The 13,912-nt window shown below is 47.8% G+C and carries 14 protein-coding genes and 1 pseudogene; 12 read left to right on the plus strand and 3 right to left on the minus strand.

The window, feature by feature from the left end; genetic code table 11:
- Window positions 1–62: 62 nt before the first annotated feature.
- Window positions 63–905: a YtnP family quorum-quenching lactonase gene (locus tag GKZ89_RS19740; RefSeq protein ID WP_155114126.1), complete on the plus strand. Its 843-nt coding sequence runs from the start codon at window positions 63–65 to the stop codon at window positions 903–905.
- 230 nt (window positions 906–1,135) lie between these two features.
- On the opposite strand, the gene GKZ89_RS19745 is transcribed toward GKZ89_RS19740, so the two are convergent.
- Window positions 1,136–1,447, minus strand: a complete 312-nt coding sequence (locus GKZ89_RS19745) for a hypothetical protein (RefSeq protein WP_155114127.1) — start codon at window positions 1,445–1,447, stop codon at window positions 1,136–1,138.
- 99 nt (window positions 1,448–1,546) lie between these two features.
- Here GKZ89_RS19745 and GKZ89_RS19750 point away from each other — a divergent pair, with 99 nt between their 5' ends.
- Window positions 1,547–2,620: a M42 family metallopeptidase gene (locus GKZ89_RS19750; protein WP_155114128.1), complete on the plus strand. Its 1,074-nt coding sequence runs from the start codon at window positions 1,547–1,549 to the stop codon at window positions 2,618–2,620.
- Window positions 2,621–2,635: 15 nt separating this feature from the next.
- On the plus strand, window positions 2,636–3,160 hold the full coding sequence (locus GKZ89_RS19755) for a DUF84 family protein (protein ID WP_155114129.1): 525 nt from the start codon (window positions 2,636–2,638) through the stop codon (window positions 3,158–3,160).
- A 473-nt stretch (window positions 3,161–3,633) separates the two neighbouring features.
- On the opposite strand, the gene GKZ89_RS19760 is transcribed toward GKZ89_RS19755, so the two are convergent.
- Entirely contained in the window at window positions 3,634–4,074 is a 441-nt protein-coding gene (locus GKZ89_RS19760) for a YtoQ family protein (protein WP_155114130.1), read from the minus strand.
- Window positions 4,075–4,198: 124 nt separating this feature from the next.
- Here GKZ89_RS19760 and GKZ89_RS19765 point away from each other — a divergent pair, with 124 nt between their 5' ends.
- From GKZ89_RS19765 to murC, 6 genes and pseudogenes are all read left to right on the plus strand, one after another.
- Entirely contained in the window at window positions 4,199–4,699 is a 501-nt protein-coding gene (locus tag GKZ89_RS19765) for a hypothetical protein (RefSeq protein WP_155114131.1), read from the plus strand.
- A 76-nt stretch (window positions 4,700–4,775) separates the two neighbouring features.
- A complete protein-coding gene (locus GKZ89_RS19770; protein ID WP_155114132.1) occupies window positions 4,776–5,093 on the plus strand; it encodes a thioredoxin family protein in 318 nt (105 codons plus the stop codon).
- 24 nt (window positions 5,094–5,117) lie between these two features.
- Window positions 5,118–5,936 (plus strand): DUF1444 domain-containing protein, encoded by an 819-nt coding sequence (locus tag GKZ89_RS19775; RefSeq protein WP_155114133.1) that lies wholly within the window; start codon window positions 5,118–5,120, stop codon window positions 5,934–5,936.
- A gap of 1 nt (window position 5,937) precedes the next feature.
- Window positions 5,938–6,543, plus strand: coding sequence for a YtpR family tRNA-binding protein (gene ytpR, locus GKZ89_RS19780; protein ID WP_155114134.1), 606 nt, complete (start codon window positions 5,938–5,940; stop codon window positions 6,541–6,543).
- 1,451 nt (window positions 6,544–7,994) lie between these two features.
- Window positions 7,995–9,479, plus strand: a pseudogene (locus GKZ89_RS21665) (DNA translocase FtsK); the annotation flags it as partial.
- A gap of 227 nt (window positions 9,480–9,706) precedes the next feature.
- Entirely contained in the window at window positions 9,707–11,005 is a 1,299-nt protein-coding gene (murC, locus tag GKZ89_RS19790) for a UDP-N-acetylmuramate--L-alanine ligase (RefSeq protein ID WP_155114136.1), read from the plus strand.
- A gap of 91 nt (window positions 11,006–11,096) precedes the next feature.
- Here the strand turns inward: murC and GKZ89_RS19795 are convergent, their stop codons facing one another.
- Window positions 11,097–12,212: an aminopeptidase gene (locus GKZ89_RS19795; RefSeq protein ID WP_155114137.1), complete on the minus strand. Its 1,116-nt coding sequence runs from the start codon at window positions 12,210–12,212 to the stop codon at window positions 11,097–11,099.
- A 182-nt stretch (window positions 12,213–12,394) separates the two neighbouring features.
- Here GKZ89_RS19795 and GKZ89_RS19800 point away from each other — a divergent pair, with 182 nt between their 5' ends.
- The 3 genes from GKZ89_RS19800 (at window position 12,395) to ytxJ (ending at window position 13,735) form a co-directional block, all read left to right on the plus strand.
- Window positions 12,395–12,832, plus strand: a complete 438-nt coding sequence (locus GKZ89_RS19800) for a DUF948 domain-containing protein (RefSeq protein ID WP_155114138.1) — start codon at window positions 12,395–12,397, stop codon at window positions 12,830–12,832.
- Window positions 12,833–12,857: 25 nt separating this feature from the next.
- A complete protein-coding gene (locus GKZ89_RS19805; protein ID WP_155114139.1) occupies window positions 12,858–13,337 on the plus strand; it encodes a YtxH domain-containing protein in 480 nt (159 codons plus the stop codon).
- 77 nt (window positions 13,338–13,414) lie between these two features.
- Window positions 13,415–13,735 carry a bacillithiol system redox-active protein YtxJ gene (gene ytxJ / locus GKZ89_RS19810; RefSeq protein ID WP_155114140.1) on the plus strand — a complete coding sequence of 107 codons (321 nt, stop codon included), beginning with the start codon at window positions 13,415–13,417 and terminating at the stop codon, window positions 13,733–13,735.
- Window positions 13,736–13,912: the final 177 nt, after the last annotated feature.

The raw sequence follows: 13,912 nt of genomic DNA on the forward strand, positions 1-13,912 counted from the left end.
GGGTTATTTTGTATGCATGTGCCTATCCCTTTTGCTAAAATAAAGAAAAGGGGGATGGAACAATGGAGAAACTGACAATTGGCAGCATTGAACTGATCTGGCTGAACGGTGGAGTCACCCACATGGACGGAGGTGCCATGTTCGGAGTCGTGCCGAAACCGCTTTGGTCACGGAAGTATCCTTCCAATGAAAAAAACCAGATTGAACTGCGCACCGACCCGATTTTAATCCGCAGAGACGGGAAGAATATTCTTGTGGAAGGCGGGATTGGAAACGGCCGCCTGAATGAAAAGCAGCGGCGGAACTACGGGGTGACAGAGGAATCCGATCTTGTTGCCTCGCTCGAAAAGCTCGGTCTGAGTCCTGAAGATATACATATTGTGCTGCTGACCCATATGCACTTCGATCACATTTCCGGGCTTACTGCAGATGAAGACGGAGAACTGCGTTCTGTATTTCCGAATGCGTCCGTTATCACGAGTGATGTGGAATGGAATGAAATGCGAGAGCCTAATATCCGCTCTAAAAATACATATTGGAAAGAAAACTGGCAGGCCATTGAAAAACAGGTTGAGACGTTTAGCGGCAGAAAAGAGATTGTACCCGGGGTAACGATGGTTCATACAGGAGGGCACAGTGACGGCCACTGTATTCTCGTACTGGAGGACGAAGGGGAAACGGCCGTTCATATGGCGGATCTAATGCCGACCCATGCTCATGACAATGTACTGTGGGTGCTTGCCTTTGATGACTACCCGATGACCTCCATAGAGCAGAAAAGCAAGTGGCTCCAATTTGCTGCGGAAAAAGAAGCGTGGATGACCTTTTACCACGACGCAAAGTACCGCGCAGTAAAATGGAACCGGGAACGTGAGATGACGGGGTTTGTAGAAAGGCTTAAATAAAAGGCTTTGTTAATGCATGGTGTTGACTAACACCTGTTGATTGGAGCGGAAGGCGTGAGACTGGGAGCTTGAGAGCAGCGGGACAGGTGAGACCCCACAGTGGCACAGCGGCGAGGAGGCTCACCGCCCGCCCCTGGATGAGCGAACACCTGCAGCGTAAATCAACAACCAGTTTAACAGAGCTAAATAAAAAAGAAACAGAAGAGCTGCTCCTGTTTCCGTCCTTGACATTAAGATACCTTGTTTACCTCGAGCAGAAGGCCGGTTTGCGCATGGACGATCGCTTCAAACTGTTCCAATGCGCCTTCGATGGTTCTGGTAATACCGGTCTTGTACACTTTGTGGTTAAAATCGTTAATGGAATAGTCCTCAGGAACCGTAAAGATCCAGGAGCCTTCGATCGGCCCTTTCTTCCTGAATTCCTGTTTTACGAGCTGGAGTGCTTTATCTGACGAAATGAATGGGGATTTGAGCTGGTCGCGCAATAGGTATGCCGCTCCGAACCCTATTCCGATTCCAGCGATTAAACCAGTTAATTTCATGATTATCTGCCTCCTTCAGCTTTTTCTATCTTAGTATACCGAAGTTAGCCGGCCTTGTTAAGCAGGGCGACTGATAAAATCAGAAAAGGGGTTTTTCTATTGAATAATGAAACAATGGATTTATTTAAAACGCTAACCGAGCTGCCTGGAGCGCCTGGAAATGAGCATCAGGTGCGTAAATTTATGAGAAGCCAGCTTGAACTCTATTCGGATGAAGTCGTTCAGGACCGGCTCGGAGGAATCTTTGGAGTGAAAAGAGGAAATGAGAACGGTCCCGTTATCATGGCGGCCGGCCACATGGACGAAACCGGGTTCATGGTCACCTCCATCACGAAAAACGGGATGATCCGTTTTCAGCCGCTTGGAGGCTGGTGGAACCAGGTGCTTTTAGCGCAGCGTGTACTGATCTACACGGAAAATGGGCCCGTGCCCGGTGTGATCGGCTCAATTCCTCCCCACCTTCTGACAGAAGAGCAGCGGAAAAAGCCGATGGAGATCAAAAATATGCTGATCGATATCGGAGCGGACAGCCTGGACGATGCAAAGGAAATCGGCATCAGGCCAGGACAGCAGATTATTCCGGACAGCTCATTTACCCCGATGGCGAACCCGAAAAAGATTATGGCGAAATCATGGGATAACCGGTATGGATGCGGACTGGCAATTGAACTTTTAAAGGAACTGAAGGACGAAAAGACCGAAAACATCTTATATTCCGGTGCAACTGTCCAGGAAGAAGTCGGTCTCCGCGGAGCACAGGCGGCAGCCAATATGATCAAGCCAGATCTATTTTTTGCGATGGACGCAAGCCCGGCAAACGATATGACGGGAGATAAGAAAGAGTTCGGTCATCTCGGCAAAGGTGCACTTCTCCGCATCCTCGACCGTACCATGGTGACCCACCGCGGAATGCGGGAGTTTGTTCTGGATATGGCGGAAACGCATAAGATCCCATACCAATATTTCGTCTCACAGGGCGGAACCGACGCCGGCAGAGTGCACACATCGAACGAAGGGGTGCCTTCCGCAGTCATCGGGATCTGCTCACGCTACATTCACACCCATGCATCCATCATGCATGTTGATGATTACGCAGCTGCAAAGGAGCTATTGATTAAACTCGTAAAAGCGTGCGACCAGACAACAGTCGATTCCATTAAAGCCAATTCGTAACGTCGGAGGACCATTATGATCATTGCCATCGGAACAGAAAACCCCGCTAAAGTGCAAGCAGTCAAACAGGGATTTTCAAGTATACGTCTCATAACCGATTTTAAGGAAGTCAGCGTTCCATCCGGTGTCTCAAGCCAGCCGCTCACAGATGAGGAAACGATGAAGGGCGCGGAAAACCGGGCAAAAGCTGCACGCCTTGCAGCTGGAGCCGATATCGGCATCGGGCTCGAAGGAGGAGTCATGGAAACACAGGCCGGCTTTTTCCTCTGCAATTGGGGAGCACTGGTATGTGCGGATCTTCCGCCAATTATCGCAGGCGGCGCAAGGATCCAGCTTCCTTTGGAAATCTGTGCCGAACTGGTCAAAGGAAGAGAACTGAGCCCGATCATGGATGAATACTCCGGAAGCCGCCAAACCGGTCGCAGCCGCGGAGCCATGGGCATCTTCACGAACGGAACCGTCGACCGGACCGAAATGTTCACCCACGTCGTCAAACTTCTGGCCGGACGGTATCATTATGAACTGGAACAGAACAGCTGATAAAGCAAGCCGGCCTGCGGGCCGGCTTTTGTTTGGAGCTTGGATTGGGAATGTTGTGATTTAGATTGATGGGATGGGTATGTAGTTGGCTGTAGTGGATTTTGTTTTGGTTTTGTTTTTGCTTTTGCTCTTGCTCTGACCCCTCTTGCTTTAACGTGACGGGGGAACAAGCTGCTGCTCTCCAATCGCCCGCCGCACAAAGAGTTCAGAAGGGGAGGGACGGAGGTTTAGTGCTTTAGCGAAGGTGGGGTCAGAGCTGAGCTCTGACCCTCTCCGCTTTAAAGCGGCAGGGGAACAAGCATCCGCTCTTCCAACGCCCACCGCACTAGGTTTTGATGAAGGAGGGGACGGAGGTTTAGTACTTTAGCGAATGTGGGGTCAGAGCACCGGGCTGTAAACCCCGAACCCCGAACCGTACCACTCCCCAATCAAACTTCCCTTTCACCCAACACTCTTTCTCCTCCCCGCCTCTTTTACTCCTCCTCAAACACATAACTGAGTACCTGGACAGCCTGACTGATGTTTTCAACTGTCACGCTGGCTCTGCTGGACAGCTCCTTCAGGGGGTGGTGCAGGGATTTCGGCCGGATGAGGATGAGGGGTTTCCCCATTTCGATGGCCGCGCTTGCATCCATGGCTGTGTTCCATTGCTTGAATGATTCACCGAAGAAAGCGACGGCGAGATCTGATTTTTTCAGCAAAAGGGAAGTGCGCAGGTTGTTGATGCGGGAAGCTGCTTCATCTTTCGAGATGGAATCAGGCTGGGCGCCGTGCACCTCTTCTCCAATTCCGTCGGAGCGGTCATGATTTTCCATCGGCCCTGTAAAAACCACCGGCAGGTTTTCTGCTTTTTCCTTCAGTTCTTTTCTCCAGTCGCTGTGGATTTCTCCAGCCAAATAGACGTTCAGGTTCATTTTTATTCCTCCTCTGCGTTTATCTTAAAAAGTACCCTTCTGAAATCAGGCAAAAACGGAATTTAAGAAAGTTTATCCTGTAATTGGGAATGGTAGTAAAAAGCGAAGGACAAGGAGGAAGTTTATGTATAGATGGAGTGTACTGATTGGGATCCTGTTCATTCTGGTTTCTGCCGGCTGCGGAGGGATTTCAGAAGAAGAAATGGTTAAGCAGACAGAGGCAAAGGCGGCGAAGGCCTTCGAGGCAAAAGCAAAGAAGCCGACTGATGAAATAAAGAGCGGCTCCTTTTTTGTTCCGGAGGGGTATAAGGTTTCCTCTAAGCAGCCGAATAACGTGATCTTAACAAAGGATGACCGGAAGCATCTGCTGTTCATTAACCGTAATGAGCCGGAGGACAGCAAAGCGTCCTATGAGGCACTGCATGGGGAATACCGTAAATGGCTTGTGGACCGGACGTTTGAACATGATGGAGGCTTCGGCTATGTGCTTGTCTTTAAGCTGAAGGATGAGCTGTATGAAGTAACGGCGGGAAACGGCGGCAATAAAATGACAGCCAATGCACAGAAAAAAGACGTGCCGGCTGCGGCAGATGAGATGATTCAGGTGCTTAAATCGATCCGGTAATCACTGCGGATGGATTTAAGCGTCTTTTTTCTGGTATGATGCAACTATGTGAATCTTACATTTCGGAGGAGTAATCATGGAAAAATTAAAATCAATGGACCAATATAATGAAGTGATTCAAAATGAGCTGACTGTATTAATGTTTTCAGCAGACTGGTGCCCGGACTGCCGGTTCATCGATCCGTTTCTACCTGAACTTGAACAGGAAAATGACTGGATGAATCTGTACTATGTGGATCGGGACGAGTTTATCGATTTATGTGCGGACCTTAGTGTGTTTGGCATCCCAAGCTTCGTTGCTTTTCATAAGGGGGAAGAAACCGGCCGCTTTGTGAGCAAAGACCGGAAAACGAAAGAAGAAATTCAGGAATTTCTGAATGGGATAAAACGATAGCATCTGACGGGAGGGACGCTTCGGATGAAGCCGATGAAACTGTCCCGGCTGATTGAGGAAAGGCTGAAAAAGCATGGCTGGACTTTTCAATATGACCGGGAAAAAGAAACGCTGAGAGTCGAAGACCCGGCGATTGGCAAGGGCATGACAATCGGGCTGAATGAGATTGCTGCCCGGTATGAAACAGAAAAAGATCAGGCGATTGATGAGGTAGTCTACCATATAGAAGAGGCGCTTCTTGCTATGAAAAAAGGCGGCGGATTGGAAGGAAAGGAAAAATCCATCTTTCCCGTCATCCGTTCAACCTCCTTCCCTGAAAAATCGAGTGAGGAAATTCCGCTGCTTTTTGACAGCCACACGGCAGAGACCAGAATCTATTATGCGGTGGACATGGGGAAAACCTACCGGCTGATCGACCGGAACATGATGGAGAGAGAAGGCTGGTCACATCAGCGGATTAAAGAGAGTGCCCTTTTTAACCTCCGTGGCCTTGCACCGTCTATTAAAGAAGATGAGGTGGCCGGAAATACCTTTTACTTTTTAAGGGCCAATGATGGATACGATGCGAGCAGGGTACTGAATGAAAGTTTGCTGCAATCGTTCAAAACCAGAATTTCTGGTACAATGGCTTTGGCGCTGCCTCATCAGGACGTGCTGATTATTGCAGACATTCAAAATGAAACCGGGTATGATATTCTGGCACAAATGACCATGAGCTTCTTTGCAAGCGGCAGAGTGCCGATTACTGCTTTATCTTTTCTTTATGAAGAGGGAGAGCTTGAGCCGGTCTTTATTCTCGGCAAAAACAGACCGAATTTACCGAAGGATGGAAAGGAAGAATAGAATGAACGTTTTTTATAACCGTGAGGGCGTTGGAGATACACTTATGATTTTCATAAAAGAAATTCCACTTGAAAACCGGACCTTCGACCGCAGACAGGATGCTGTCAAAATTTACGACGCACAGACAGAAGAGCTCGCAGGCTTTAATCTGTTTCATGCTTCCAAATACATACCGGTCGATGCAGCCGGACCTGTTGAGCTAACTGAAGATACGGTTCGTGACATCAACGGAGCTCTCGGCAAAAACGGATTTGATGAAGTGCTGGAGGTCGATTTTACACCGAAATTTGTAGTTGGCCATATCCTCAGCAAGGAAAAACATCCGAACGCCGACAAGCTGAACATCTGCAAAGTGGACACAGGGACGGAAGTGCTTCAGATCGTCTGCGGCGCCCCGAATGTGGATGCCGGCCAGAACGTTGTGGTGGCAAAGGTTGGCGCCGTTATGCCAAGGGGTATGATGATCAAGCATGCAGAGCTCAGAGGAGTGGCCTCAAGCGGCATGATTTGTTCTGCGAAAGAACTGGATCTTCCGGACGCTCCCCAGGAAAAGGGAATCCTCGTACTGGAGGAGAACCGGAAGCCGGGAGAATCTTTTTTTCAATAAACTCCTTGGGTGAACCCACCCAAAACCAATAATTTCCCCGTAAAATATGATATGATAAAAGTCACTAGAAACCTTCTCTAGTGGCTTTTTTCATACATAGCGGAATTCGCTGGTGCAGCCGGAAGAGAAAGCCTTACAACATGAATTTGAAAGAGTGATAAAAATTGAGCTGGATGTCAAAATTTAAACAATTTATGTTCGGTGAAACGGAAGAAATTGTTGAAGTTGTCGAATATGTCCGAATAGACGATGAAGATGAAATGCCGGTGGAAAAAAAGAAACAGCCGGCAAACAAACTGCCGAATGAAGGGATAAAAAAGTCATCCCACCAGCTGGAAGCGAAGATCGCGTATCAGTATCCGGAAGGGAAATTCCGTTTTCCTGCTATACCGGATGAACGCCAGAGGGCATTAAGACCCCAGAGGCAAAGACCGGCCGCACCACAGCAGGCAGAAAGCAGAAAAGAAGAGCGAAGCAGCCGCAAAAAGCCTGTGGCTGAAAGAAAGCCGGGTTCACAGCCTAAGCAGGCAGAGGCTCAAAAGCACGTGCCTAAAAAACCTTTTCAGCCTACTGTCATCCCATCGCCGATTTATGGATTCCGCCAGCGGTCGGAGATGGAATCTCTTCCTTACAAAATCAGAGAGAAGACAATAGCTGAAACCCGTAAACATGAAGAGGAAACCCTGCGGAAGCTCTCTATGCACAGCTCATCCTTCTATAAGAGAAGAGCTGCTGATGCAGCACAGAAACAGGCCGCAGCGGAAAAAGAAGAGTTTTTTTCAAAAGGAACCAACCCGATACCGGATTATCCGCCGGAGTCTCAAGATGATGAAGAAAAGCCGGAAGTGATTGTTCCGGAACTCACGGCAAAAGATCTGCCGCCATTAGAGCCAATCATGATCGCAGATGATCCAGATGAAACCAGAGTGGAAAGAAGCCGTTTGCAGCTGGACATGAGCGGGGGTCATCCGTCAGGAGAGAAATTCAGCCTAAACGGAGATCATCTGTCAGAAGAAGAATCCAGTATAACCGGAGTTCATCCGTCAGAAGAAGAATCCAGTATTAACCGCAGCCCCCTCTCTGCTGTAACGGTCGAGGAAGAAACCATGTCTGCACAGGCCCGTGAATCTGTTATTGAGTTTCATGCAATTGAAGCAGGCGGACAAGTCCAGGATAAAGAGCGTCAGGAAACGCGATCTCCGCAGGAACTGTATCGCGAAGAGCAGGAGGTATCCTCCTACGGGGAACTGACTGGGGAATCTCTTGCTGAGCCTGTTGCGGAAGAAAAGCCCGTTGAAATCAGCTTTTACGAAGCGCAGGAAACGCCTGCTCCTCAAATGGAAGATCAGATTGCCGGGACTTCACCTGAACTGCCTGAAAGGATCGAGCCTGTTCAGGAAGAATCTGTTCCTGCACAGCCCGTTCAGCGGGACCGGGGGGAAAGAAAGAACGGGGCCGTGCCATACAACGTACTCATGCTGAACCGTGACCGGAACCGGGTGAAGGAGCGAGTCCAGGAGGGCGCGTATCATTTCCCGCCGCTTCACTTGCTGAGCATACCTCAGAAAGAGGTTTCTGATGACCGGGAGTGGCTTGCCCATCAGCGTGAGCTGCTGGACAGTACCCTTCATAACTTCAATGTGCGTGCGAAGGTTGTACATGTCACCCAAGGGCCTTCTGTTACAAGGTTTGAAGTACAGCCTGAACCGGGTGTGAAGGTCAATAAAATCACGAATCTGTCTGATGATATTAAACTGAGTCTGTCCGCTAAAGATATCCGGATTGAGGCTCCGATTCCGGGGAAAAATGCGATTGGAATTGAAGTGCCGAACCTGCAGAGCAAAACTGTATCCCTGAGAGAAATCATCCGCACCGGCGAATTTAAGAACACGGCATCCCCGCTGACTGCGGCGCTTGGTCTGGATATCTCCGGACAGCCGATTGTGACGGATCTGAAAAAGATGCCGCATGGTTTGATAGCCGGAGCGACAGGTTCAGGAAAAAGCGTATGCATCAATTCCATCTTAATCAGTCTTCTGTATAAAGCAGCGCCTCATGAAGTAAAGATGCTGCTGATTGACCCTAAAATGGTGGAACTTGCTCCTTACAACCGGATTCCCCATCTGGTCAGCCCGGTCATTACAGATGCCAAGGCAGCTACAGGAGCACTGAAATGGGCGGTTGAGGAAATGGAAAGGCGCTATGAGCTTTTCGCCCATTCAGGAGTGCGCGACATCAGCCGGTACAACGAACTGGTGAAAACACATCAATCAGGAGAGCACATGCCTTATCTGGTCATTGTCATCGATGAGCTTGCGGATCTGATGATGGTAGCTCCCGGAGAAGTGGAAGAAGCGATTTGCCGCATTGCCCAGAAAGCACGTGCATGCGGGATCCATCTGATTGTAGCAACGCAAAGACCATCTGTTGATGTCATTACGGGACTGATCAAAGCGAATATCCCTACAAGGATTGCTTTTTCTGTGTCCTCCCAGGTGGATTCCAGAACCATTCTGGATACGGGCGGAGCGGAAAAGCTTCTAGGAAGAGGAGATATGCTTTTTCTCGAAAACGGTACGTCCAAGCATTTGAGGGTTCAGGGGAATTTCGTTTCCGATGAAGAGATTGAGCAGGTTGTGGCTCATGTTAAAAAACAAATGGATCCTGTGTACCTTTTTAATCAGGAAGAGTTTCTGCAGAAATCCTCCCTTCAAACCGAAGAAGATGACTTGTTCCTGGAGGCCTGTGAATTTGTGGTTTCCCAGAGCGGAGCCTCCACCTCAAGTCTCCAGCGCCGTTTTAGAATCGGATACAACCGTGCGGCCCGCCTTATCGATATGATGGAGGAACAAGGCATCATATCCGAGGGGAAGGGAAGCCGCCCAAGGGATATCCTCATTTCTGAAGAAGAATTAATGACCATGCAGGAAAGCTGAACGGTGTGAATTATCAAATTGACACCGGCAGAAAAGAGGCTTATAGTAGGTAGGTCTGCTCAAGCTGTGTGGATCGAACGATTACACCATACCGTCCTGCACGATTACAGGAAGCAGGACTGGTTGCAAATTTAGATGAATATCATATACTGCTTTAAAGCGGGCGGAGTCTGATTCGCTCCCCCGGCCCGGGCAGTATATAGATAGACGTTGCTGGAGGTTCAATTATGACTGTTTATCATTTTGTTGGAATTAAAGGAACAGGAATGAGTGCTCTTGCACAGATTCTTCATGATATGGGATATAAGGTTCAGGGTTCTGACATCGACAAAGACATTTTTACACAAAAAGCACTTGAAGACAGAGGGATTGAACTGCTCTCTTTTGATAAAGAAAACATTAAACCCGGTTTGACGGTTATAGCGGGAAATGCTTTTCCCGATACTCACCCGGAGATTGAGGAAGCACTCAGACTGGATTTGCCTGTCATCCGCTACCACCGCTTCCTTGGCGACTTCATGAATAGCTATACGAGTGTCGGAATTACCGGCGTACACGGGAAAACTTCCACGACCGGTCTTCTTTCGCATGTTATTCAGGGAGCGGAGCCAACCTCTTTCCTCATCGGTGACGGAACGGGGAAAGGTTTGCCGGACAGCAAGTATTTTATTTTTGAAGCATGCGAGTACCGCAGACATTTCCTTTCCTATTATCCGGATTATGCGATCATGACCAACATCGACTTTGATCATCCGGATTATTTTTCAAGTCTGGAAGATGTGTTTGATGCGTTTCAGAAGATGGCGCTGCAAGTGAAAAAAGGGATTATTGCATGCGGGGATGACGAGAACCTGCAAAAAATCCAGGCTAAAGTTCCAGTCGTTTACTACGGCTTCGGAGAGCATAATGACTTTCAGGCAAGAAATGTCGTGAAAAGTACGGATGGAACAAGCTTTGATGTATTTGTCCGGAATACATTCTACAGTTCCTTCAAGATTACAGGTTTCGGAGATCATAGTGTGCTAAACGCTCTTTCTGTTATTGCTTTATGCCACTATGAAGAAGTGGATGCAGAAATCATCCAGCAGAGGCTCCTTACGTTTGAAGGAGTCAAGCGCCGTTTTAACGAAAAGCGGATCGGCAGCCAGGTGCTGATCGATGATTATGCCCACCACCCAACTGAAATCCGTGTGACGATCGAGGCAGCACGCCAAAAGTATCCGGACAGGGAAGTGGTCGCTGTCTTCCAGCCGCATACTTTCACGCGTACACAATCCTTTATGGATGAATTTGCGGATAGTCTGAACAAAGCAGATTGCGTTTATTTATGTGACATTTTCGGCTCAGCCAGGGAAAATGCCGGAAAACTGAGCATTAATGACTTGATTGCCAAAATTGATCGCTCTTCGCTGATCGAGGAATCCGAGATGGATGTGCTCAAAAAGCATGAAAACGGGGTACTCGTATTCATGGGAGCAGGCGACATTCAAAAATATCAGCGTGCTTATGAAGAAGTACTGCTGTAAAAACAAAACCGCATTCCGGGAGGAATGCGGTTTTTCTCTGTGCTAGCGGGACGGCACACGTCATTCTTCAGAGAGCCAGTCCTTTTTCCGGTTATTTCAGATTCTCAGGGTTCAGTCCTTCCAGTTCGGCTGTGACAAACCTTCCATCTTTGCGGATCAGCACATCATCAAAATAAATTTCCCCTCCGCCATACTCAGGACGCTGGATCATGACCATATCCCAGTGGATATCAGAGTGATTGCCGTTGTAGGCATCATCATAGGCCTGACCCGGTGTGAAGTGGAAGCTTCCATCAATTTTCTCGTCAAACAGAATGTCCTGCATCGGGTGCTGGATGTGCGGATTGACTCCGATAGCGAATTCCCCGATAAACCGGGCTCCTTCATCTGTATCAAAAATCTGATTGATGCGGTCACTGTCGTTAGCCGATGCTTCAACAATCCGGCCATTTTTAAACGTCAGCTCCACATTTTCAAAAGTAAAGCCATTATAGGGAGAAGGAGTGTTATATGAAATTTTACCGTTCACAGAATCTCTGACCGGTGCCGTATAAACTTCTCCATCAGGAATATTCAGATGTCCTGCACACTTTACAGCCGGAATGTCTTTAATCGAAAAAGAAAGATCGGTGCCAGGCCCTGTGATCCGTACTTTATCCGTCCGGTTCATCAGCCCGGCGAGAGCATCCATCGCCTGATCCATTTTGCTGTAATCCAGGTTGCAGACGTTAAAGTAGAAATCCTCAAATGCTTCCGTGCTCATTTTAGCCAGCTGTGCCATCGAGGAAGTCGGATAACGGAGCACGACCCACTTTGTTTTCGGTACGCGGATCTGGGTATGTACTTTTTTCCCGATGGTCCCGCTCATCACTTTCATTCGGTTATCCGGCACATCTGCCAGTTCGCTGATGTTGCTGCCGGACCGGATTCCGATGTAGGCATCCATATCCTTCATCACATTTGCTTCGTATTCCGCCATTTTAGTATAATGGTCCTCAGAAGCATTCATAAGAAGAGACCGGTCAACCTGATGATCCTTCAGCAGGACGAATGGAAAGCCGCCGGCCTTATATGCTTCACTCACGAGGGCCGTAACCAGCTCTCTTTGCAGTCCGAAGTTTTCAATTAGAACTTTCTCGCCCTTTTCAAGTTTCACTGAATACTGGATCAGATTTTCTGCCAGCTTTTGTATGCGCGGATCTTTCATTTGTTTTTCCCCCTTTATGTATTCCTTTTCATTTTACATAAAAATCAGAAAAACGAAAAATTTTTTTCCGGCAGAGGATTTGAGGTTAGCGATGTAGAATTGGCTAATTAGTAAGGGATTTACATGTTTACAATGTTAAGCGGCGGGTAAATATTTATTAAATTCATAGGAGGTGCCCTACTTTGGAAATCATCTTGTATTTAAGCATTGCATTGATCGCGATTGCCTTCACAGTGCTGGTAATCTTTGTAGCCAGAACTTTGAAATCCGTACAGACCACATTAGATAACGTTGCAGGTACTATGTCAGGGCTGGAGAAACAAGTTCAGGGAATCACAACAGAAACAACTGAACTCCTACATAAAACAAACTTGCTCGCCGATGACATTCAGCAGAAATCCGAAAAACTGAACACAGTAGTGAACGCTGTTCAGGGAGTTGGCCAGTCTATCAGTCAGCTGAACCGCTCAGTGAGCAACGTATCCACATCCGTATCAAACGGTCTGGATAAGAACAAGGAACAGATTTCCCAAGTTGTGCAGTGGAGCAATGCTGCCATGGATATCTGGCAGAAGTGGAAAGTCAGAAAGAACCGTACAAAAACATCGACGATGAACTAAACCAAAAACCCGGGGAGGAATCACTATGAGCAAGGATGGAATCAATAGCAAAGATTTTATGATTGGAACTCTAATCGGAGGAATCATCGGGGCTTCTGCGGCACTTCTCCTCGCTCCGAAATCCGGCAAGGATTTACGTGTGGACCTTGGGAGTCAGGCTAACATGGTTGCAGAAAAGACGAACAAACTGACAAGCGATGCCCTGAGCAAAAGCTCAGACTGGGCCAACAAAGCGAAGGACAAAACGGCTTCTCTTTCCCAGTCCGTTACAAGCCATTCCACTCAGCTTCTGGATAAAGTAAAAGATATCCGTGGAGGAAGCAAAGCACCGGAACAGGATCCGGTTTCTGATGAAATTTCAGCAATCGATGAACTGGCTGAAGAGGCGGCAGTTTCTTCCCGCACAGCAGCCTTTGAATCCCAGGAGCAGGTGCTTCAGGGAACAAAGGAACTTGCAGAAAAAGAAGCATCCAAATCAGCGGCTGAAGCACCAGGCAAACTTTAAGCATACTAAAATCGGCAGAAAAACCTTCTGCCGATTTTTTTATAAGCCGGCCCGCCGGTGAAAGAGGAGGAAGCAAGTTGAAACAGCAAATTAAAGAGATTCAAGAGTTTGAAGACCTGTTGAAAAATGAAGGATCGTTTTACTTTTTAAAGCACAGTCTCACCTGTCCCATCAGTAAAGAAGCATTTCAGCAGTTTTCCCGATTCACCGAAGATGAAAATGTGAACGCTTATTTTCTCCACGTTCAGGAATCAAGGGAACTTTCCGCTTACATTGCAGAAAAGCTTGAAACGCAGCACGAATCTCCCCAAGCTTTCCTGATTAAAAACGGAACTGTTTTATGGAATGCATCCCATTGGAACATTACGAAGGATTCCTTATCAAAGGCAGGAAAATGATCCTATGCACCCCCAGAATGCTCCTTCGGCATTTTGGGGGTTTTTTGTTTCTACTCAGGAATCCGGAGAGGATGCGCATCGCCCATATCTGGATGAACGTCTGCAGGGGAAATCAACAGCTCAAAGTTAAAAGAGCTTTTAAAAAGACTAAGTTAAAGCATCAAGCTGTTTTCCCAC

Source organism: Metabacillus mangrovi, assembly GCF_009711125.1.
In the GTDB taxonomy this organism is placed as follows: Bacteria; Bacillota; Bacilli; order Bacillales; family Bacillaceae; genus Metabacillus_B; species Metabacillus_B mangrovi.